Below are 21,182 nucleotides of genomic sequence, written 5' to 3' on the forward strand. Positions count from 1 at the left end.
AGAACAACTATGAGTAATAGAGAAAGCTTTGAAGAATTAAAGAAAAAAATAGAACAGGCAGATGTGGTATCGTTTGATGTGTTTGATACGCTGATTTTACGAATTGTAAATACACCGGAAACCATATTTAAGCTGGTTGGAGATGTCTGCGGCATTAAGGATTATGAGCATATCCGTCAGGAAATGCAGCGGCAGGCAAGTATGGAAGCAGAAGAAAAATGGAACCAGCCTCATGCGGTTATGGATCAGATTTATGATTATATAAAGACACATTCCGGGCTTGAGATGGATTGGGAGAAAGTAAAGCAGACAGAGCTTGAAATGGAATATGATTCACTGGTTGCAAATCCGGAAATGAAAGAAATTTATGAGTTTGCCCAAGCAGCAGGCAAGCGTGTGATAGCAACAAGTGATATGTATTTAAAGAAGGATTTCTTAGAAAAAGTATTGAAAAAATGCGGATATGAAATGGATAAAATCTATGATTCTGCGGATGAGATGCATACAAAATTCCGCGGAGATTTGTACGAGCAGGTGCAGAAGGAAGAAGGAGTTCCTGCATGGAAAATCATACATATCGGTGACAACTGGGAATCTGATGTGGTAAATGCCCAGAAAGCGGGATTCCAGACCTATCATTATCCACAGGAAAAAGCAGATAATAAAAACATGCTTCCGTTCAGCATCGACGAAGGAGTAAAGAACTGTATTCACAAGGAGCATTATGAATTCTGGAAAAATTTAGGTGCAGAAGTGGGTGGACCGCTTTATCTTGGTTTATTCACCTGGTTAAAAAGCTGTCTGAAAAGGGAAAAATATGAGAAGATATTTTTCCTTGCAAGAGATGGTTATAATCTCTATCAGTTGTTTGGCAAATATACCGATGAGAAGACAGAATATCTGATGACTTCCCGCAGAGCCTTGTTATTGGCTGGAATCAGTAAATTAGATGAAGAAACCATGCAGATTCTTCCCCCATTTACATTAGGACAGACCATAAAAGAAGTGTTAGAATATCTCGGAGTGCTTGAAATCTGTCAGGACAGCATAAAGGAAGCTGGCTTTGAAAGTGTAGATGAAATTATTCATACACGGGAAGAAATGGAACAGGTAAAGAAGCTGTATACATTAAATGAGACGGCCTTCTTGAAAAAATGTGAAGAAGAGAGACAGGAAGCATACCGGTATTTTAAGGAAAAAGGTTTCTTTGAAGTAGATAGTATTGTATTTGACTGTGGCTGGAACGGTTCCTCACAGTATCTTCTGGATCGTTTCTTAGAATGTGTCGATTATCAGAAGAAAAATAAATTCTTCTATACCGGAATTTTAAATACAGAGAAGAGTAAACGCCAGTTAAACGGAAGAAAATTTGAAACCTATCTATTTAACTATGATGAAAATTATAATCTGCAGAATAAAGTGAAGGATTCCATTGTCATTATGGAATTGTTCTTCGGTGCACCGATGAACTCTGTTTATAAATATGAAAATGGAGCGGCAGTATTAGAGGATATACCGGAAGAAACTGCATATAAAGAGGCAATCAGCCAGGGTATTATTGCTTTTGTGGAACGTTCTATTGACTTTGTGGAGAAATATAAGATTCGGGTGAAACAGGAACATGCTGTGACTGCTATTTTACGTTTGATTCATGAGCCGACAGAAAAGGAAGCAGTTACAATAGGAAATATCGCCAATGTGGATGGATTTGCCAACCAGAAAGCAATTATAAAATATATCGCAAAACTGGATGAAGCTTCATATAAAGAAAATCCACAGATTGAAATATACTGGGCGGAGGGCTTGTTCAAGAGACCGGACATTGATGAAAAGTTAAAAAAGCAGATTGCACAGGACCGTAATCTGAATTATAAGGATGAGGAAACAGATGATGCAGAACAGGCAAAAGAAAGTCTTTATGAAAAAGATTTAAAGAAGTATGGAAAAGTTACGGCTGATTTCCTGGAAGAAGAAAGAAAGCACAAAAATAAAGATCCATACCAGCGCTTTATCAAAGAAAATGAGACCAATATCGTTACAGGAAGAACCTTTGAGCAAAATCCGCTCATTTCATTTGTAGTGCCGGTATATAATGTGCCGGATGACATGCTGACAGCCTGTATCGATTCCATTATCGGACAGACTTATAAGAACTGGGAATTATGGCTGGTGGATGATTTCTCATCCTGGGAGTCCGTGCGTGAGGTGCTGCACAGCTATGAAACCACACCGGGAGTTCATGTCATCTATCGTACAGAGAATGGAAATATTTCCAAAGCAACAAATGATGGAATTGCAAAAGCAAGTGGTGAATACATCGCATTTATGGACTGTGATGATGTAATAGAATTAAATACGTTAGAAGAAATGGTGGCATTAATCAACGAAAATCCGGAGCTGGATTTCATTTACAGTGATGAGGACAAGCTGACAGAGGACGGAACCAGAAGACATTCTCCGTTCTTCAAGCCGGACTGGTCACCGGATACCTTCTTTTCGATTATGTATACCAACCATCTTGCAATATACCGTACCGCATTGGTGCGCAAGACTGGTGGACTGCGTACGGAATATAATGGAGCACAGGATTATGATTTTACCCTGCGCTTTACAGAACTGACGGATTATAAGCGGATTGGCCATGTGAAGAAAGTATTATATCACTGGCGTGAACGGGCAGAATCCATTGCAGCAAAAATGGAGGCAAAGCCATATGCACTGGAAGCGATGAAGCGCCTGAAAGAAGAAACGCTGGAAAGACGCGGATTAAAGGGAACCGTGGAATTCGTCAGTGACATGTATCAGTACAGAGTCTGCTATGAAGCAGAGGGTAATCCGAAGGTCAGTATTGTCATTCCATCCAAGGATAATTTCAAAATATTAAAGCAGTGTATTGATTCCATAAAGCAGTGCACCATTTATGAAAACTATGAAATTATTGTAGTGGACAATGGCAGTAACGAAGAGAATAAAGCACAGATAGAGAGCTACTTGGAGGAACAGAAGGCAGCTTATATTTATGAGCTGATGAATTTTAACTTCTCGAAGATGTGCAATCTGGGAGTGAAAGCATCGGATGGAGAATATATTCTGCTTTTAAATGATGATATTAAAGTGTATCGTGCAGAGTGGCTGTCTCTTCTGGTGGGACAGGCATCCCTTGATTATGCCGGAGCAGTCGGCGCGAAATTGTTATATCCGGAGACCGACATTATCCAGCATATTGGAATTGCAAATCTTAAGATAGGGCCGTCTCACAGTGAGATAGGATTTTCAGATTCCAATATCTATTATTTTGGCAGAAACCGTGTGAATTATAACTGGCTTGCAGTAACAGCAGCATGTCTAATGGTGAAGAAGAGCAAATATGAAGAAGTAGGCGGTCTGGATGAAGAACTGACTGTTGCTTACAATGATGTAGATTTCTGCTTTAAATTGTACGAAAAGGGCTATTACAACAGCGTGCGGAATGATGTTCCAATGTATCATTATGAATCTATCAGCCGTGGCTCTGATGATGTGGATGAGAAAAAACAGCAGAGATTGCTGAAAGAGAGAGAACACTTATATGCGAAGCATCCGAATCTGAAAGGAAAAGACCCGTTCTACAATGATAATTTAACCCAGAACAAAGTGGATTTCAGCATCAATGTAGAAGAGGAAGAACAGGAATATGCCATCTGTGAGTGGATGAAGCATTATCCGAAAAAAGTAAAAAGTGATTTCAAAGTCTGCATTGATAAAATAACAGATGATAAAGATTTTGCCATTGAAGGCTGGTGTCAGGGAGAAGACGCAGAGAGAGATAATGCGTCAGAACGTTATCTGCTGCTTCGCTCCGAGCAGGGAAAAATCTATCAGTGTAAGATGGAAAAAGTATTCCGTGAGGATGTGGCACAGTCGTTGGGAAGCACCAATTATCTGGCAGGCTTCCGCTGCCGGGTAGACCGAAACCAGATTGCGATGAATCTTCATGCGTATACCATTGGTATTATGCAGAAATATCAAAAAGAAGTCTTTATAAGATGGCTGGATGTCATGAGCGGCAGACAGGAATTAAAAGGAACTGTGGTACGTGATATTGCATTGGAAGAACGTACAGGATGGAAACCAAAACAGATACTGCACAGAATCGATGGCGTAAAGCGTACCGAAGAGCTTTTTGGTATCAAAGGCTGGGCAGTATTAGAACATGCAGATAATATTAATTGTGAGACGCAGATTCTGGTTGTAGAAGGTGACAGGGCAAGAGTATGTTCCACACAGGCAAAGGAACGCTATGATGTAGCGTTATCTATGCCGCATTACAAAAATATTTATCTGTGTGGATTTGCAGCAGAGATTCCAAATGTAGGAAAGGATGCAGTCATTTTCATTGTTAAGAAGAATCTGCACAATGGAAAAGTATATTATCAGCAGTTAAGTGAATCAGAGTTACAAGAGGAAGCATAGAAAAACAATGAAGAGAAAGTTACAGAAAGTATTTCAAAATTTGTGGACAGCAGTACTGCTATGTGCCATGGTGCTGCCGGTAAATACCGTGCAGGCGGCGGAAAAAGAGCCGCAGAGCGTAGTATCGACGATAAATACATATTATGACGGTGGATACAGTATTATGGGACCAACGACGGTAACTATTGGCCAGATGATTAATTATTATCAGGCAAATCAGGCATATCCGGCATTTTATGCCAATTCAGATGCACCGAACATCTATGTATTCTGCATGATGTATATGGAAGAATGTAATGCAGAAGGCGTAAGGGCAGAGGTAGCATTTGCCCAGGCTATGAAAGAGACCGGATTCCTCCGGTATAGAGGAGATGTTCATATTGAACAGTTTAACTTTGCAGGTCTGGGTGCAACTGGTGGAGGCAATCCGGGAAACAGCTTTCCAACCGTCCGGATGGGAATCCGGGCACAGGTGCAGCATTTGAAAGCATATGCAACATCCGCTTCATTGAATCAGGAAGTAGTAGACCCGAGATACAGCCTTGTAAATAAAGGCAGTGCACCATATGTGGAGTGGCTTGGCAAACATGAGAATCCAACGGGAATCGGCTGGGCAACTGCATGGGGCTACGGAAACAGTATTGTCAATGATTACATAGCGAGAATGCGGAATTATTCTACCTATTCCACCTGGTATCAGGGAGTGAACTATGAAGCGGTATATAATCCGGATTATTATATGTTACATAACCCGGATGTGGCAGCAGCCTGTGGTGGCAGCTCGGACAGCCTGCTTTCCCATTTCCTAAACTATGGAATGAAGGAAGGGCGTCAGGGAATCGTATATTTTGATGTAAATTCTTATAAACGACGTTATAAAGACCTTCGAATGGCATTTGGAAATGATTTAAAATTGTATTATCTTCATTATGTTTATTCCGGACAGAATGAGCACAGAATTGCATCCGGAGCGGTTAACAACTTTGATGCAATAACGGTTTATAACGGAGTGGACTATGCATCAGTCTATGATTATAATTATTATGTAAATAAATATCCGGATATCCGGGCAGCATTTGGAGATGATGATATGGCAGTTCTTGCTCACTTTGTAAATTATGGAATGAGCGAAGGGCGGCGTGGAAATGAGGCATTTGATATAAATTCTTATCGGAATGCGTATTCTGACCTCCGAGCAGCTTTTGGAACGGATTTAAGACAGTACTATCTGCATTATATCTATGCCGGTCAGGCAGAGAAACGTGTGACATCAGGAGTAACTGAACTACAGAATCCACTGACAGTATATAATGGGGTAGATTACTCTTACGTATACGATTATAATTATTATACCAATTTGTATCCGGATATCCGTGTAGCCTTTGGCAATGATGACAGAGCAGTGCTTGCACATTTTATAAATTATGGAATGACAGAAGGAAGAAGAGGAAATGCAACCTTTGATGTAGCTGCTTATCGTAATAAGTATGCGGATTTGCAGCAGGCATTCGGAAATGACTGGAAGGGGTATTATGAACATTATGTGCAGTATGGATTAGCGGAAGGAAGATAAAAGTAAGATGATTTATATACAAGGATGGCTTGAAGTTATTGTTGCTTTTGGTATTCTAATTATCTATTTGATGAATTATTTTTTGTTTGGATTTGCATTTGCAACAATATGTAAAAAAGAGAAAAAAAATTTTGGCTTTTGTATGGTCTCAGGCTTTTTTATTTATTCTTTAGTTTTTGGAATTTTTGTTTTGCCATTAAAAACAAATGTGATTTCATTAAATATAATTTCTGAAATATGGAGTATAGTATGGCTGCTTACAATTTTACTAATTATAATATGCTGTTGGAAAGAATTGAAGAAACATTTGAAATTTTGGAAACAGCAATTTGTAGAAAATAAAATTGTAATAATTATTTTTAGCGGAATTACAGTAATACAACTCATTTTTGAAGAGCTATATGGGCGATATACAAATGGAAGCGGGGCAGCATGGTTTAATGCTTATGTATCTGCAGCGGTGTTTGATAATTACCTTGGAATTACTCATCCTGTGTCTGGTGAAAAAATGAAATATTTTTATGAAGCATATTTTTTACAGACATATAATGACCATTCTGCGGTAATATCTAAGCTGACAAAGTTATCTCCTTTAATTGAAACTAGAACTGTTATGTCAACAGTGGTAATCATAATAGGTAACTTGTTAATTTATGAATTGGCTAAAAGTTTATTTAAGGAAAGTAAGAAACAATATCGTATAGTTTTTTTCATACTTTATATAGCGGTTATGGGGATATTTGTTCCTTGTGTGTATTTACCTTCTTATTATTATTATTTTAGAGCATTTGAAGGAAAAAATATATTTGGAATGTTGCTTATACCATTTGTTGTGGTATGTTTATTAAAATTGTATGATAAACCGAATAATGGATATGTACAAAAATCACTTGTTTTAGGTTTACTTGGTTCGTATACATTTTGTATGTCGACAATGTATATTTTACCATTTATTTTTTTGAGTTATATACCTATGGTATTTTATAATAAGAAAATGTTTAAAAATTTATGTGTAGGACTAATTCCGTGTATTGCTGTAATGGGATATTATATGTTAATTAGACAAGGTGTTATTACATTGACGATACGATAAGAGGAGAGAGAATGCATTTTAATTATGATGATTATCCAGGAACACAGTTTTTTTTGAAATGGTGTGCAGTTATTAATAGTACAATGACAAATATGGAACGTGGACTTCTGATAGGATACATTTTATTGATTATATATTACCTTATCAAGGGAAATAAGAAGGAACGAACATTTTTTTCGCTACAACCATTAGCATTAATGGTGATAATATTGAATCCGTGGGCGATGGTGGTATGGCTTAGAATATTTGGTGATTCATTGAGAAGCAGAATATTTCGTTTCTTTTGGCTACTTCCAATACTTATGACGTATTCGTATTTTTTGACTTGTTTGTATGAAAAAACTAAAAAGAAGTTTGCTAAAATAATAATTGCGTTGATTAGTATTATCGGGATTAGCCAGATTGGAATTGGAACGAGATATACATTTACTGGGGTGTATGAAAACCATGGTTGTCAAATGGTAGAAAATCGATATAAAATACAAAATGATACAATTATGGCAGCAGAAATAGTGGAGAAGGATAAAAAAGATAAAGAACAGGCTGTTAATGTTGTTTATGATGGAAATATGTCAATGGAGATTAGAACTTATGATGCATCGATATTATCAGCAACAGGTACTATCTTCTCTTATCAAATTTTAGATAAGGAGACATGGGATATGCTTGTAGATGATGAAAATTGGCAAGCAATTGTAGCAGCACTTGTGAGCGGAGCTATAATGGATGAAAATTGGGTAGATAAGCATATTTTAGAGAGGGCATTTAAAAGCTTAGATGTAAATTATGCAATAGTTCAAAAGGATAATTATTACTTAAGAATATGGCAGGAAGAAGCAGTACAAATAGGAAAAACTGAAAATTATATTGTATTTAAATTATAAATTAGAAGTGTGGGAAGTGTACATATGAGAAAAATAAAAATAGAGTTTTGGAAAAAAATTTATGTGAGAAGTGTAAATTTGTTAATGCTTATTTTAATTAATGGAGCATTCTATTTGACATGGTTGCAGAAATGGAATATGTTGATGAATCGCTATTTTGAAAATAAAGGAAATATACTTATTTCATTGATATATTTAACTCTGAGCACGTTTTTCTTGAAAACTTGGGGGGGATTTGAGGTTGGTTATGCAAAAACGGTTAATTTAGCATTAGGACAAGTTTTTGGAATGATTTGCACTAATTTTGTAATATATATTCAGATTGTATTGATGGTTGGCGATGTTCAATTGGCTAAAAAAATAGCAATAGAAATGATAACATTATTGGTGGGAAACATAGTTATATTACTATTGTGCGATATTATATTTGTAAAATTATATAGAAAAATATTTCCACCATTAAGAATATTGCAGATTAATGGAGAATATAAAAATTTCTTGAATCAAAAAATGAGTGCAAGACGTGATAAATATAAAATTTGCGAGGAGATATCTGTATTTAAACCGGAAAATGAGATTTTTGATAAATTGAACCATTATGATGCAATTTTGTTAAATGATATACCTAGTGAATACAAAAATAAAATATTAAAATATTGTTTTGAACACTCTATCCGTGTTTATTTTACTCCAAAGATTTCGGATATTATTGTAAAAGGAACGGAAGAAATTAATTTATTTGATTCGCCGTTGTTTTTATGTAAAAACATAGGATTAACAATAGGGCAGAGGGTGTTTAAAAGGATTTTTGATATTCTACTTTCACTTGTGGGACTGATAATTACATCACCGTTTATGCTTATTGCTGCAATATGTATAAAGGTTTATGATGGAGGTCCAGTATTTTTTAAACAGGAACGTTGTACATATGGTGGAAAAGTATTTTGGATTTATAAATTTCGCTCTATGATTGTTGATGCAGAAAAGGATGGAAAATCGAAACCAGCAACAGATGATGATGATCGAATAACTCCAGTGGGAAGATTTATTCGAAAGACAAGGATAGATGAATTGCCTCAGCTTTTAAATATATTTAAGGGAGACATGAGCATTGTGGGTCCGAGACCAGAAAGAATTGAACATATTGAAAAATATGGAAAGGAAATACCAGAATTTACGTATCGTTTAAAGGTAAAAGGAGGACTGACAGGATATGCACAGGTTTATGGAAAATATAATACAACAGCTTTAGATAAGCTCAAAATGGATTTGCTTTATATTGTTAATTATTCTATTTTGGTAGATTTTCAAATATTATTTGAAACGGTAAAAATTATATTTCAGAAAGAAAGTACAGAAGGTTTTACAGAGGAGCAAAAGCAGAAAATAGAAAAATAAAAATAATGCACATTAAATATGCAGAAAAAGAGGAGGCTATAGAGTGAAAGAAAGACCAATATTAATTCATGAAGTGCGTGATATGTGGCCAGAAACTTTGGTGGTAGGATATGGGATGAAAAGATATAATCCATTTGTATGGCTATTGCAAAGGGCAGAAAATAGTGCGTATCGTAGGTCCGATTATGTTGTTTCAACCTTAGAATATGCCAAGGAACATATGCTTAAGCATGGTTTAAAGGAAAGTAAATATAGATATTTAACAAATGGAGTTACACTTCAAGATTGGGAGAATCCTTTAGAATTGCCGAAAATGCATAAGGATGCTCTTCAAAAAATTAAAAAGCAAGGAAAATTCCTAATTGGATATTTTGGAGGAATGACTCCGCTTGATACATTAGATTTTTATCTTGATGCAATAAAAAAAGTGAATTGTGACTCAATACAGTTTGTTTTAGTCGGAGATGGACGAGAAAGAGAGCGACTGGAACAAAGAATAAGGAGTGAAAAAATTACAAATTGTCTCATATTGCCAAGAATAGAAAAAAAGTCCATACCTAATTTGTTAAAGTGGTTTGATTGTATATATATGGGGACGGAGTATACAGAATTAAACAAGTATGGAATTAGTCTTACGAAAATGACAGATGCCATGATATCAGGAGTTCCTATTATATTTCGAACTAATATAGATAATTTAGTAAGTCAGAATAATGCAGGGATTATTGTAGATACAAAAAATCCACAGAAATTAGCAGACAAATTTATAGAAATATATGAAATGGATGCAGATGAGCGAAGAAAAATGGGGTTAAATGGTCATAATGCGGTTGTAAATAATTATACATATGAAAAAATAGCAGAAAACTATACAAAATTATTCCCGGCAAAGGAGAATTTACATATTTTAATGATACAACATTATGCAGGTTCAAATAATATGGGAATGGTTTTTCGACCTTATTATCTTGCACGAGAGTGGGTAAAACGAGGATACAAGGTTGATATAATTGCGGCAAGTTATTCTCATCTTCGTGTTAAAAATCCGGAGATAGAAAAATCATTTAAAAAACAAGAAATAGATGGAATTGTATATCATTGGGTAAAAACAAGAACATATGAAGGAAATGGGATTAAAAGAGCGTTTTCTATTTTTGATTTTGTAGGTCAGACATTAGTACATGCTTCAGAAATAGCGAAAACATTGCAACCGGATGTAATTATTGCAGGCTCTACTTATATGTTAGATACTTATATAGGACAAAAAATTAGAAGAAAAAGAAAATAAATGATTATACGGAAAAGGAGATAAAAATGAATAAGAAATTAGTATTAGAAAAAATTGAAAAAAAAGAAATTGTAGTAGGAGTTGTCGGATTAGGATATGTAGGACTCCCATTAGCCGTTGAAAAGGCAAAGGCTGGATTTAAAACAATTGGTTTTGATGTGCAGAAATCTAAAGTTGAAATGGTGAATGCAGGACATAATTATATTGGTGATATTGTTGACAGTGATTTAAAAAAATTGGTAGAAGAAAAAAAATTACAAGCAACATCAGATTTTTCTTTTGTTAAAGACGTAGATTTTATAGCTATTTGTGTTCCAACACCATTGGATAAGCATCAACAGCCAGATATTAGTTGCGTGAAAAATTCAACGGAGGAGATTGCCAAGTATCTAAAAAAAGACACTATGGTGGTATTGGAATCAACAACATATCCGGGAACAACAGAAGAATTAATTAGACCAATTTTAGAGAAGGGATCTGGATTAAAATGTGGAGAAGATTTTTACTTAGGATTTTCACCAGAGCGTGTTGATCCAGGTAATCTGATTTATAAGACAAAGAATACCCCTAAAGTAGTTGGCGCAATTGGAAAAGATGCAACAGAAGTAATTGCAGCAATGTATCGCGCGGTACTAGAAGGTGACGTTTATGAAGTGTCTTCTCCTGCCATAGCAGAAATGGAAAAAATACTAGAAAATACTTATCGTAATGTAAATATTGGACTTGTAAATGAATTAACGATGTTATGTCAAAAAATGGGTATTAGCATGTGGGAAGTGATAGAGGCAGCAAAGACAAAGCCATATGGTTTTCAAGCATTTTATCCTGGACCAGGATTAGGTGGACATTGTATACCCCTTGATCCATATTATTTATCATGGAAGGCTAGAGAGTATGGATTTCATACATCTATGATTGAAAGTTCTATGATGATTAATGACAAAATGCCAGAATATTGCGTAGAAAGAGCTGAAAAGATTTTAAATAAATTTAAAAAGTCAATGAATGGAGCAAAGGTTTTAGTATTAGGGGTGGCATACAAACAAGATATTGATGATTATCGTGAAAGTCCAGCACTCCGTGTGATTGAAATCTTAAAAAGGGAGCATGCAGAGGTGAGTTATTTTGATCCATGGATTCCAGAATATAAGTATGAAGGAAAGGAGGTTAGAGGAATTGAAAAGATAGATCCGGAAATTATTTCTAGCTATGATCTTGTTATTGTGACGGCAGCTCATACAAATATTGATTACGAGATGATTCAGAAAAATGCAAAAGCTATTTTTGATACCAAGAATGCCATGAAAAATATTTTAAAAAGAGATAATATAGAGGTATTATAAATGAATTTTACATATGAAGATTATGAAAAAATGATAGAATTATTATGGAAAAAAGGGTATTCATTTTGCAATTATAAAGAAACTTATACAGAAAAAAAAGTTTGTGTATTACGGCATGATGTGGACACAGATATTGGGGCGGCTTTGAAATTTGCTCAAATAGAAAAAAAGTTGGGTGTAAAATCGACTTACTTTATATTGAGCAGAAGTGATTTTTATAATCCATATTCAAAGCAAAATACCGATAGAATTCATAAGATACATGAATTTGGACACGATATAGGTTTGCATTTTGATGAAAAAATATGCAAAGTACAAAATGAATTAGAATGTATTTCACGAATTTCCGAAGAGGCTATATGTATGGAAAAAATGTTAAATCTGCCAATCAGTAGTGTGTCTATGCATCGCCCATCAAAACAGACTTTGGAAGCAAACTATAGAATTCCTGGGATAATAAATAGTTATTCAAAAATGTTTTTTGAAGAGTTTAAATATGTGTCAGATTCGAGGAGAAACTGGCGGGAAGATATAGAACAGATTATTGAATCGGAACAATATTCATACTTGCATATTTTAACACACCCGATTTGGTATAGAGAAAATGAATTGGAAACAAGGGAAATATTATTGGATTTTATTCGTAATGGAAATAAGGAAAGATATGTAACATTATCAGGTGAATTTACAAAACTAGAGGAGTTTGTGTCAGAAAAAGATATATAGGGAGAAAGAAAAAATGATTGTTGGAATACATCAACCGAATTTTATACCATGGATTGGGTATTTTTACAAAATATATCGTAGTGATATATTTGTTTTACTAAATGATGTTCAGTTTGTGAAGAATAGTTATGCAGATCGTAATTCAATAAAGACTTCAAATGGATGCTGCTATTTAAAGCTTCCGTTAGAAATACCATCACATACAACAAATTATAATGAAATTCGGATAAAACATGAATTAAATTGGAAAGATAAACAGCTCAAGACGATTGAAATGAATTATAAAAAAGCTCCCTTTTTTAAAGAGGTGTTTTCAGATGTCGAAATGTGGTTTTCAAGTGAAGAAAAAATGCTTGATAAATTTAATTCGAAAATAATTATGGATATATCTAAAAAGCTGAATTTTTCGACAGAATTTGTTTATTCTGGGGATTTTCATATATTAGATAAGAGTACGGATCGATTAATTGATATTATAAAATTATGTGGTGGAGATGCGTACTTTTCTGGAATGGGAGGCGCAAAATATCAAGAGGAAGAACGGTATAAAGAGGAGAAGATAAAGTTAATTTATACGGATTTTACTTATCCAGAATATCCACAATTGTGGAAAGGATTTGAAAAAAATTTGACGGTATTAGATATATTATTTAATTGTGGCTATGAAAAAAGTGCAGAGATTATAAAAGGAGCAGGAAAATGAGATATGCGTTAATTGGATGTGGAAGAATATCAACAAATCATGTTAAAGCAGTTTTGAATAATCGGTTAGAGTTCGTTGCTGCATGTGATATTGTTCAGGAGCAAATAACAGAATTGTTAAAAAAACACGGTTTAGAGAATATAAGTGAAATAAAGCACTATACCGATTATAAAAAAATGATAGATGAGAATGAGCTGGATTTAGTTAGTATTGCTACGGATAGTGGTAAGCATGCAGAGATAGCATTGTATTGTATCGAACATGGTATAAATATTATCATAGAAAAACCAATGGCAATGAGTATGAAAGATGCAAATGAAATAATAAGACGTTCTGAGATGAAAAAAGTAAAGGTAGCAGTATGCCATCAGAATAGATTTAATATAGCAGTTCAGGAAATGAGAAAAGCGTTGGAAGCAGGAAGATTTGGAAAATTATCGCATGGTTCAATTAACGTTCGGTGGAATCGGAACAAAGAATATTATAAGCAAGCATCTTGGCGTGGAACATGGGCTAAAGATGGGGGGTGCTTAATGAATCAGTGTATACATGGAATAGATCTTTTGCGCTGGACTTTTGGAGACGAAGTAGACGAGGTATATGGGGTGACAAAGAGACAATTTCACGATTATTTGGAAGTGGAGGATATTGGAATAGCAGTAGTTAAATTTAAAAATGGTGCTGTTGCAACGATAGAGGGAACAACTAATGTATATCCACAAAATTTGGAAGAAACTCTATATGTTTTTGGTGAAAAAGGTACGGTAAAGATTGGGGGTAAGTCGACTAATAATATTGATGTGTGGAATTTTAAGGATGAATCAGAGTTAGATAGAAAAAACAAGAGTTTGGAAGAGGCAACAAGTAATGTTTATGGAAATGGACATACTAGTCTTTTTGCAGATATGATAGATGCAATAAATAATGATAGAAAGCCATATATTGATGCATATGCTGGAAGAAATGCATTAGAACTAGTATTAGCAATTTATAAGAGTCAAAAAACGGGAGATGTGGTGAAACTTCCGCTGGAAGATTTTTCAAGTATGGATATGATGGGAGAATTTTAAAATGGCAGATTTTTTTGTACATGAGAGTAGTTATATTGACAATTCTGTAGAGATTGGAGAAAATACAAAAATATGGCATTTTTGCCATATTCAGTCGGGAGCTAAGATTGGAAAAAACTGTTCTTTGGGACAAAATGTAAATATATCTAATAATGTAATAATTGGGAATGATGTCAAAATACAAAATAATGTATCAGTATATGAGGGTGTAGAAATTGAAGATGGTGTATTCTGTGGACCTTCTTGTGTATTTACAAATGATTTAACACCAAGAGCAAGATATCCCAAAGGTCATGAAAATTATAAACATACATTGATTAAGGAGGGGGCATCTATTGGTGCTAATGCTACAATTATCTGTGGGAATACTGTGGGAAGATATGCTATGATAGCAGCAGGCGCAGTGGTGACAAAAGATATACCAGACTATGCATTGGCAGTAGGCGTTCCGGCACAGGTGGTTGGAACTGTAGACAAGCAGGGAAATATAGTTTATGTATGATTTTTAAAATAATATAGAGGTTTATGAATAGATGCATAATATAAACTAAATTTATGTTATGTTTTGAAGAAAGTATTGCTGGATGTACAAAGGAGAGGAAATATGCAGTTGAATAAAATTGAGAAGATTAATTTGGAAGTCAAATTGGATATTCCAAACATACTGTTGATGATGTTTAGTATATGTGTTTTATTGAGTAATTTGACCCCAATTCCTGGATTGTTCGGCAATGCATTGATTGCAGGTTGTGGATGCCTGCTTTTTATATATACGATATTGTATAAAAAGGATGATAAAAGAATATGGTGGGCAGTTTTACTTGCTGTAATGCTATCTTTTTGCTTAATCCTATCATCAATGTATAATCATAATGCGAGTATAAAAGAAGTTTTATGGATATGGAGTTATATGGGGGCGGCTTTAGCATTAGTGTCATTTAAAATTGATAGTAGATGGATTTCAGTAATGTTTTATGTTTTAGCTGGTTACTTCTTCCTATGTATTATTATGCGTAGGAGTGTACATTATATTCTTTATTCTACAAGTAGAAATGGAATTTCATTACTCATGATTTTTATGACATTACTTTTGTATGTTTGTAGAAAGAGTAATCAAATGAAAATTGTGTATTTGCCTGCAACTTTTAACTTGATTATATCAGTTTGGGCTTTGGGGAGAGCAGGAATTTTTACTGCAGTGTTTTTCTGGTGTGGCATTGTTATATATGGGCTGGTAGTGGAAAAAGGGAAAAATTGTAAAGAACTTTTGGAAAATATCGGACTTCTAGTAATTGCTATGTTTTTGTTAGTGGGGGTATTTCCGACTAATGAAAGTTTGTATTTGGAGAAAAAGAATACAATTGAAATGGATAGTGCTTCTATTAATAAAAAAATAGAACAAAATATACCTGAAAATAAAAATGGCATGGTCCAACCCAAAAATGAAACATTTATTTCTCGATTTTCAGAATATGGACTAAAATCTGTTAGAATTAATATTTGGTCAGAATATCTGGAAAAAACTTTAGATTCTGGAAAAAATCTCTTTTTAGGTGTGGATTGCTCAACGGGAAAATATTTGGGTACTTATAAACAACCACATAATTCATATCTTGAATTACATGCTAAGTTTGGAATAATAGGTTTTATAATAGTAATGACATTATTGATAAAAACATTTTTTTTACTTTACAGAGAAAGAGAATGGTTATGGCTAATAATATTTATAACTTGTGCAATTAGAGCAATGTTGGACTGGGTAGCGTTTCCTGGAAGCATTGATGTAATATTTTGGTTTTTAATCTTAAAAAATATTTTGATGAAAAGAGAAAGTAAAAAACTGCATTTGAAGAAAGTATGAGGTATTAAAATGTCAGCATATTTTATATCAACAAATTTAATAAAGGTAAAAGAAGCAGCAAAAGAGCTGAGTGAATTGTATGGAAAAACAGCAGATATATATAATTGTGGAAAAATCAATATTGCAATTTCTGCTGCATATAAAAACGATTATATATTGCATAGTTTTGGAGAAAATAGGATATTTATAATTGGAACAATTTTTAACAAAGATGGATTTGGACAGGAGATTTTTACACGATTTACTTGTTATGAAAAGTTTATAACAGAACTAAAAAATACTGAGCAGAAATTTTTTGGACATTATGTTGTAATATGTATGGATGTAGAGAATCAGAGCGTTGAGGTTATCCCGGATAGAATGGGATTGATTAATACATATTATGCAAACGGAGACAAAGATGATTATTATATTTCTAATGATGTACTTCTAGTTAGTAAATATAGTGAAAATACTTTGCTATACAGGCAGGCGGTTTATGAATTTGTTTTGTTAGAAGCAAATGTGGGAGTGGAGACGATATTTGAAAATGTATTTCGCATAAAGCTAGGTAATGAACTTTTACTTACAAATGATATGATGCAAGAGAAAGAAGTATATAAATACTTTATTGAACAAATGGATAGGAAAACCTATTTAAAAAGAATTACAGAATATTTTTCATTTTTTAATAACTATAAAAAACGCATTGCATCAGATATATCAGCAGGATATGACACAAGATTGATTTTATCAATTGCAAATGAAATAGTAGACAAAATAAAAGGCTTCTCGGCAAAAAATGATTGCGATGGAGGAGTTGATGAAGAAATATCTAAAATCATTACGGACAGATTACATATTGATTGTTATTTTATGGAGTCTTATGATAATGTAGTAATAAATGAAAGAGACAAAAAGTTAGTTTTACATGGCTCATCAGCACTTAGAGATTCAAACAATTCAGGCAAGTGGGGTCATTTGTTTAGAGAACGTTATAAACATGCTGATTTGATATTGGGGGGATACGGTGGGGAGATTATGAGAGCAAAGTATAATCGTTATTCTGATATAAAAGATTTTATTGAACAGTACTATAAGGGGAATGAGGCTGAAAAGATATGCAAATTTGTTGGTTTTAAGGAGCATATACAACAGGAATTAGATGAATGTGTAATACCAGAGAATCTTACATCTGAAATGATTCAGAATTGGTATTACGCTGCTGTCCAAATGAGAATTTGGGGTTCTGGATATATTCAGATGTCAAATTTATATGGAGATGTAGTACATCCTTTTATGGATTGGTATTTAATGAATCCAATATTTGGTTTTGGTTTGGATGAAGTGAAGGACGCAAAATTACAACAGTATGTTATAGATTCGTTTGCACCAGAGTTAAAAGATGTGCCTATTAATTGCCATATGGGGGGAAAAGTGTCATTTAAGGAAAAATTAAAGCGGTTTATTCATTATCATAAAACAATAAGGAATGTAGCAACATTGACTTATTGCAGATTAAGAAATTACCGACAAAATAGTAGAAAAAATTTTAAACTTGATATATTGCCTCCATGTAATGAAAGTATAGATTGGGAGAGCCAACAACATAAGTTGGGAAAGGCAATTGCATCAAGAACGCAATCCATTGTTAGAGCGTATCAGTGCGTAAGAGATGAGTAATAGGACGGAGTAAATGGTATGACGTTGTTAAAGCAGAAAAACGCAGGTGCTTCTACAGCTAAAATTGCGTTGTGGTACATTATAAGTAATGTTTTTGGAAAAGGCCTGGCAGTAATTTCAACTCCAATCTTTACTAGAATTATGTCTAAAACTGAATATGGATTATTTAGTAATATTACTTCATGGGAGAGTGTATTAACAGTATTGGTAACATTGGACTTGATTTCATCTATTGCAAGAGCAAAGTATGATTTTGATGAAAAGATGGAAGAGTATCTTTCTTCTATTTTGGCGTTAAGTAATGTTGTTACACTGTTCACTTATTTTGCAGTAGAGTTAAAACCTGCGTTTTTTGTAAAGCTATTTGGTATGGATATATTTTATATCAGAGTTTTGTTTGTGTATCTTCTCTTTATGCCAGCGTTCAATTTTTTACAAATTAAACATCGTATTTATCAGAAATATAAATTCTGTGTTGTAGCATCAATGGGATCCGCTATAGTTCGAACTGGAGTTTCCATAGTGCTTGTGATGCTAATGGATAATAAGTTGATGGGAAGAACTATTGGGTATTTTCTACCGGTTTCATTATTAAATTTTGCATTTTGGATTTATATTATGTATAAAGGACGTAAAATTTCTTGGAATTGCATTAAATACGCTTGCAAGATATCTATTCCTCTTATTCCACATGATTTAGCCGGAATATTACTTGGAAGTGTAGATAAAATTATGATTACTAATTATTGTGGAAGTGAAGAAAATGCATTATATTCTGTTGCTTATACTATTAGTATGTTAGCGTATGTGGTACAGACATCTATGAATCAAGCGTGGACACCGTGGTTATTTGATAAATTTCATGAAAAAGATGAAAAAGAAATTCGAAAAAATAGTAATATATATATGGGGGTGTACGCAGTAATTATTTTAGGCGTTTTTCTGGTAGCACCTGAAGTGATATATGTACTGGGGGGAAAAGCGTATTATAGTGCAAAATATGCAATGCCACCAATTATATTAGGGTGTGCATACCAATTTTTTTATACATTTTATGTTAATATTGAGATATTTAAAAAGAGGACATTTACAATTTCGATAGGAACGGTAGCGGCAGCACTTTTAAATATTTTTTTGAATTGGCTTTTAATTCCAAAATTTGGATATCTGGCAGCAGCCTATACAACGATGATTGGTTATCTAGCGTTGTTAGGATTCCATTACTGGATAGTGAGAAGAACAGCAAAGGAATTTGATGGTGTCTACAATAAGAAATTTTTGGCACTTACTATAGTGGGACTTACCTTTGCGGGAATGGGAATGTTGGGATTATACAGAGTGTTGACTTTGCGTATTATATTTTTGGTGATATATGTAGTAGTATTAAGTGGTTTGATATTAAAAAATAGAAAGGTATTGTGGAAACTACTTCATTAAAGAATGAGTAAGAAATTTAAAGTATATAAAAAGAGGGCAGAGGTGTTATTATGCAATTTAGAGATTTAAGAAGACAGTATGAATATTTGAAAGATGAAATTGATAAAGAAATTTTGGATGTAATAAATTCAGCTTCGTTTATTTCAGGAAAGCAGGTTGAAAAATTAGAAAAGCAACTTGCAGAATTTGTTGGTGTGAATCATTGTATAACATGTGGAAATGGAACTGATGCGTTGAATTTAGCTCTAATGGCGTGGAATATAGGAGCAGGAGATGCGGTATTTGTACCAGATTTTACTTTTTTTGCATCAGGAGAAACTGTTGCATATAATGGAGCAATGCCTATTTTTGTTGATGTATGCGAGGATACCTATAATATAAATGTGGATAGTCTGCGGAAAGCAATAGAAAAGGTGATAGAGGAGGGACGTTTGGTTCCTAAAGTGATTGTGGCAGTGGATTTGTTTGGGCAACCAGCTGATCATATAGAATTAAGAAACATAGCTAATCAATATGGAATGAAAATATTAGAAGATGGAGCACAAGGATTTGGAGGAAGAATAGATAAACAGATGGCATGTAGTTTTGGAGATATTGCCACAACATCTTTTTTTCCAGCAAAACCGTTGGGATGTTATGGAGATGGTGGTGCGATTTTTACAGATAATGATGAATGGGCGCAAGTAATACGTTCATTAAGTGTACATGGAAAAGGAAATGGAAAATATGATAATATAAGAATTGGTGTAAATTCAAGATTAGATACTATTCAAGCTGCAATATTATTAACTAAGTTAGAGGCTTTCAAAAAATATGAGATGGACAAAGTTAATTTTGCTGCAGACTATTATTCAAAACAACTTGAGGACGTAGTAATTATTCCTAAAATAAGAAGTAATTATTATTCTAGTTGGGCACAATATACAATTCAATTACCAAATAAAAAAATCAGAGATGGGTTACAAGCAGTTTTAAAGCAGAATGAAATTCCATCGATGGTGTATTATTTAAAACCTATGCATAAACAGGAGGCTTTTAAGGGGGGAAAAATGCTTGCAGTAGATTGCCCTAGTACAGAGAGACTTTGTGAGACTGTATTGTCATTGCCAATTCATCCGTATATTACAATGGAGGAACAGAATAAAGTGATAATGCATATTAAAAAGTATCTTGAAACAGTGTAAGACGAAAAAGTGATTTTAGATTAATAGTATTTGCATTAGTGAAGAAAAGGCAGAATAAAATGAATGTGATAGAGATGTTTGAGGATGCAGAAAAGGAGTTTTGGACATTAAAAATTAAAGGAATAAATTATTGGCATATTGTACGTATGTCTGTTTTTGAATTGGTACAGGGAAAGGGAGAACATATAGGGCAAGCACATCCGGATCATAATTTGAAAATGTCATTTAAAGAAAAAGTAGGAGTGGGATTCCTGTTTTTAGTGAACTCTTTGTTTAGACATCCACTAGTAAGATTTAAAAAAAAGAAAAACTATTTTATTGTTTGTGTTCCGAGAAAGACTTTGTATAAAGGTAGATATATATGTACAACAATGGAACCTGTATTAGAAAGTTTAAAAGGAGAATATAATTATTTAGAAAGACCAAGTGATTTTAGACATAAAAAAGACATAGGGAGAAGATGTCTTGCCTATTCTGATTATATGGAAATTAAGCGTTTGATAAATTT

The 21,182-nt window shown here is 33.8% G+C and carries 16 protein-coding genes; all 16 read left to right on the forward strand.

Annotation, left to right across the window (positions count from 1 at the left end; translation table 11 throughout):
- Positions 1-9 precede the first annotated feature (9 nt).
- The gene (locus tag DXB39_RS12555) at positions 10-4,452 is read left to right on the forward strand and encodes a glycosyltransferase (protein WP_117842162.1); all 4,443 of its coding nucleotides are present in this window, start codon (positions 10-12) and stop codon (positions 4,450-4,452) included.
- A 7-nt stretch (positions 4,453-4,459) separates the two neighbouring features.
- The gene (locus DXB39_RS15215) at positions 4,460-6,025 is read left to right on the forward strand and encodes a glucosaminidase domain-containing protein (RefSeq protein WP_117842163.1); all 1,566 of its coding nucleotides are present in this window, start codon (positions 4,460-4,462) and stop codon (positions 6,023-6,025) included.
- Positions 6,026-6,032: 7 nt separating this feature from the next.
- On the forward strand, positions 6,033-7,118 hold the full coding sequence (locus DXB39_RS12565; protein WP_117842164.1) for a DUF6077 domain-containing protein: 1,086 nt from the start codon (positions 6,033-6,035) through the stop codon (positions 7,116-7,118).
- An 11-nt stretch (positions 7,119-7,129) separates the two neighbouring features.
- Complete coding sequence (locus tag DXB39_RS12570; RefSeq protein ID WP_117842165.1) at positions 7,130-8,002, forward strand: hypothetical protein; 873 nt, start codon at positions 7,130-7,132, stop codon at positions 8,000-8,002.
- 24 nt (positions 8,003-8,026) lie between these two features.
- The gene (locus DXB39_RS12575) at positions 8,027-9,400 is read left to right on the forward strand and encodes a sugar transferase (RefSeq protein ID WP_117842166.1); all 1,374 of its coding nucleotides are present in this window, start codon (positions 8,027-8,029) and stop codon (positions 9,398-9,400) included.
- A gap of 43 nt (positions 9,401-9,443) precedes the next feature.
- Positions 9,444-10,688: a glycosyltransferase gene (locus DXB39_RS12580; RefSeq protein ID WP_117842167.1), complete on the forward strand. Its 1,245-nt coding sequence runs from the start codon at positions 9,444-9,446 to the stop codon at positions 10,686-10,688.
- Positions 10,689-10,714: 26 nt separating this feature from the next.
- Complete coding sequence (locus tag DXB39_RS12585) at positions 10,715-12,031, forward strand: nucleotide sugar dehydrogenase (protein ID WP_117842168.1); 1,317 nt, start codon at positions 10,715-10,717, stop codon at positions 12,029-12,031.
- Complete coding sequence (locus DXB39_RS12590; protein WP_117842169.1) at positions 12,032-12,757, forward strand: hypothetical protein; 726 nt, start codon at positions 12,032-12,034, stop codon at positions 12,755-12,757.
- A gap of 13 nt (positions 12,758-12,770) precedes the next feature.
- Positions 12,771-13,460 (forward strand): WbqC family protein, encoded by a 690-nt coding sequence (locus DXB39_RS12595; RefSeq protein ID WP_022244485.1) that lies wholly within the window; start codon positions 12,771-12,773, stop codon positions 13,458-13,460.
- Positions 13,457-14,530, forward strand: coding sequence for a Gfo/Idh/MocA family protein (locus DXB39_RS12600; RefSeq protein WP_117842170.1), 1,074 nt, complete (start codon positions 13,457-13,459; stop codon positions 14,528-14,530). Before DXB39_RS12595 ends, DXB39_RS12600 begins: the two co-directional genes overlap by 4 nt.
- A 1-nt stretch (position 14,531) precedes the next feature.
- Entirely contained in the window at positions 14,532-15,032 is a 501-nt protein-coding gene (locus tag DXB39_RS12605) for an acyltransferase (RefSeq protein WP_022244483.1), read from the forward strand.
- A gap of 102 nt (positions 15,033-15,134) precedes the next feature.
- Positions 15,135-16,391: a hypothetical protein gene (locus tag DXB39_RS12610; RefSeq protein ID WP_117842171.1), complete on the forward strand. Its 1,257-nt coding sequence runs from the start codon at positions 15,135-15,137 to the stop codon at positions 16,389-16,391.
- A 9-nt stretch (positions 16,392-16,400) separates the two neighbouring features.
- Positions 16,401-18,053 carry a hypothetical protein gene (locus DXB39_RS12615; RefSeq protein ID WP_117842172.1) on the forward strand — a complete coding sequence of 551 codons (1,653 nt, stop codon included), beginning with the start codon at positions 16,401-16,403 and terminating at the stop codon, positions 18,051-18,053.
- A gap of 18 nt (positions 18,054-18,071) precedes the next feature.
- Entirely contained in the window at positions 18,072-19,490 is a 1,419-nt protein-coding gene (locus tag DXB39_RS12620; RefSeq protein ID WP_117842173.1) for an oligosaccharide flippase family protein, read from the forward strand.
- Between the two features lie 50 nt (positions 19,491-19,540).
- A complete protein-coding gene (locus tag DXB39_RS12625; protein WP_117842174.1) occupies positions 19,541-20,674 on the forward strand; it encodes a DegT/DnrJ/EryC1/StrS family aminotransferase in 1,134 nt (377 codons plus the stop codon).
- Positions 20,675-20,733: 59 nt separating this feature from the next.
- On the forward strand, positions 20,734-21,182 hold a 449-nt coding region (locus DXB39_RS12630), incomplete at its 3' end, for a hypothetical protein (protein ID WP_147343734.1).

It is taken from the genome of Roseburia sp. OM03-7AC (genome assembly GCF_003462625.1).
Lineage (GTDB): Bacteria > Bacillota > Clostridia > Lachnospirales > Lachnospiraceae > Roseburia_C > Roseburia_C amylophila.

Coding starts and splice junctions, on each gene's coding strand:
- DXB39_RS12555 (WP_117842162.1), top strand. CDS start 10: ATGAGTAATAGAGAAAGCTTTGAAGAATTAAAGAAAAAAATAGAACAG.
- DXB39_RS15215 (WP_117842163.1), top strand. CDS start 4,460: ATGAAGAGAAAGTTACAGAAAGTATTTCAAAATTTGTGGACAGCAGTA.
- DXB39_RS12565 (WP_117842164.1), top strand. CDS start 6,033: ATGATTTATATACAAGGATGGCTTGAAGTTATTGTTGCTTTTGGTATT.
- DXB39_RS12570 (WP_117842165.1), top strand. CDS start 7,130: ATGCATTTTAATTATGATGATTATCCAGGAACACAGTTTTTTTTGAAA.
- DXB39_RS12575 (WP_117842166.1), top strand. CDS start 8,027: ATGAGAAAAATAAAAATAGAGTTTTGGAAAAAAATTTATGTGAGAAGT.
- DXB39_RS12585 (WP_117842168.1), top strand. CDS start 10,715: ATGAATAAGAAATTAGTATTAGAAAAAATTGAAAAAAAAGAAATTGTA.
- DXB39_RS12590 (WP_117842169.1), top strand. CDS start 12,032: ATGAATTTTACATATGAAGATTATGAAAAAATGATAGAATTATTATGG.
- DXB39_RS12595 (WP_022244485.1), top strand. CDS start 12,771: ATGATTGTTGGAATACATCAACCGAATTTTATACCATGGATTGGGTAT.
- DXB39_RS12600 (WP_117842170.1), top strand. CDS start 13,457: ATGAGATATGCGTTAATTGGATGTGGAAGAATATCAACAAATCATGTT.
- DXB39_RS12605 (WP_022244483.1), top strand. CDS start 14,532: ATGGCAGATTTTTTTGTACATGAGAGTAGTTATATTGACAATTCTGTA.
- DXB39_RS12610 (WP_117842171.1), top strand. CDS start 15,135: ATGCAGTTGAATAAAATTGAGAAGATTAATTTGGAAGTCAAATTGGAT.
- DXB39_RS12615 (WP_117842172.1), top strand. CDS start 16,401: ATGTCAGCATATTTTATATCAACAAATTTAATAAAGGTAAAAGAAGCA.
- DXB39_RS12620 (WP_117842173.1), top strand. CDS start 18,072: ATGACGTTGTTAAAGCAGAAAAACGCAGGTGCTTCTACAGCTAAAATT.
- DXB39_RS12625 (WP_117842174.1), top strand. CDS start 19,541: ATGCAATTTAGAGATTTAAGAAGACAGTATGAATATTTGAAAGATGAA.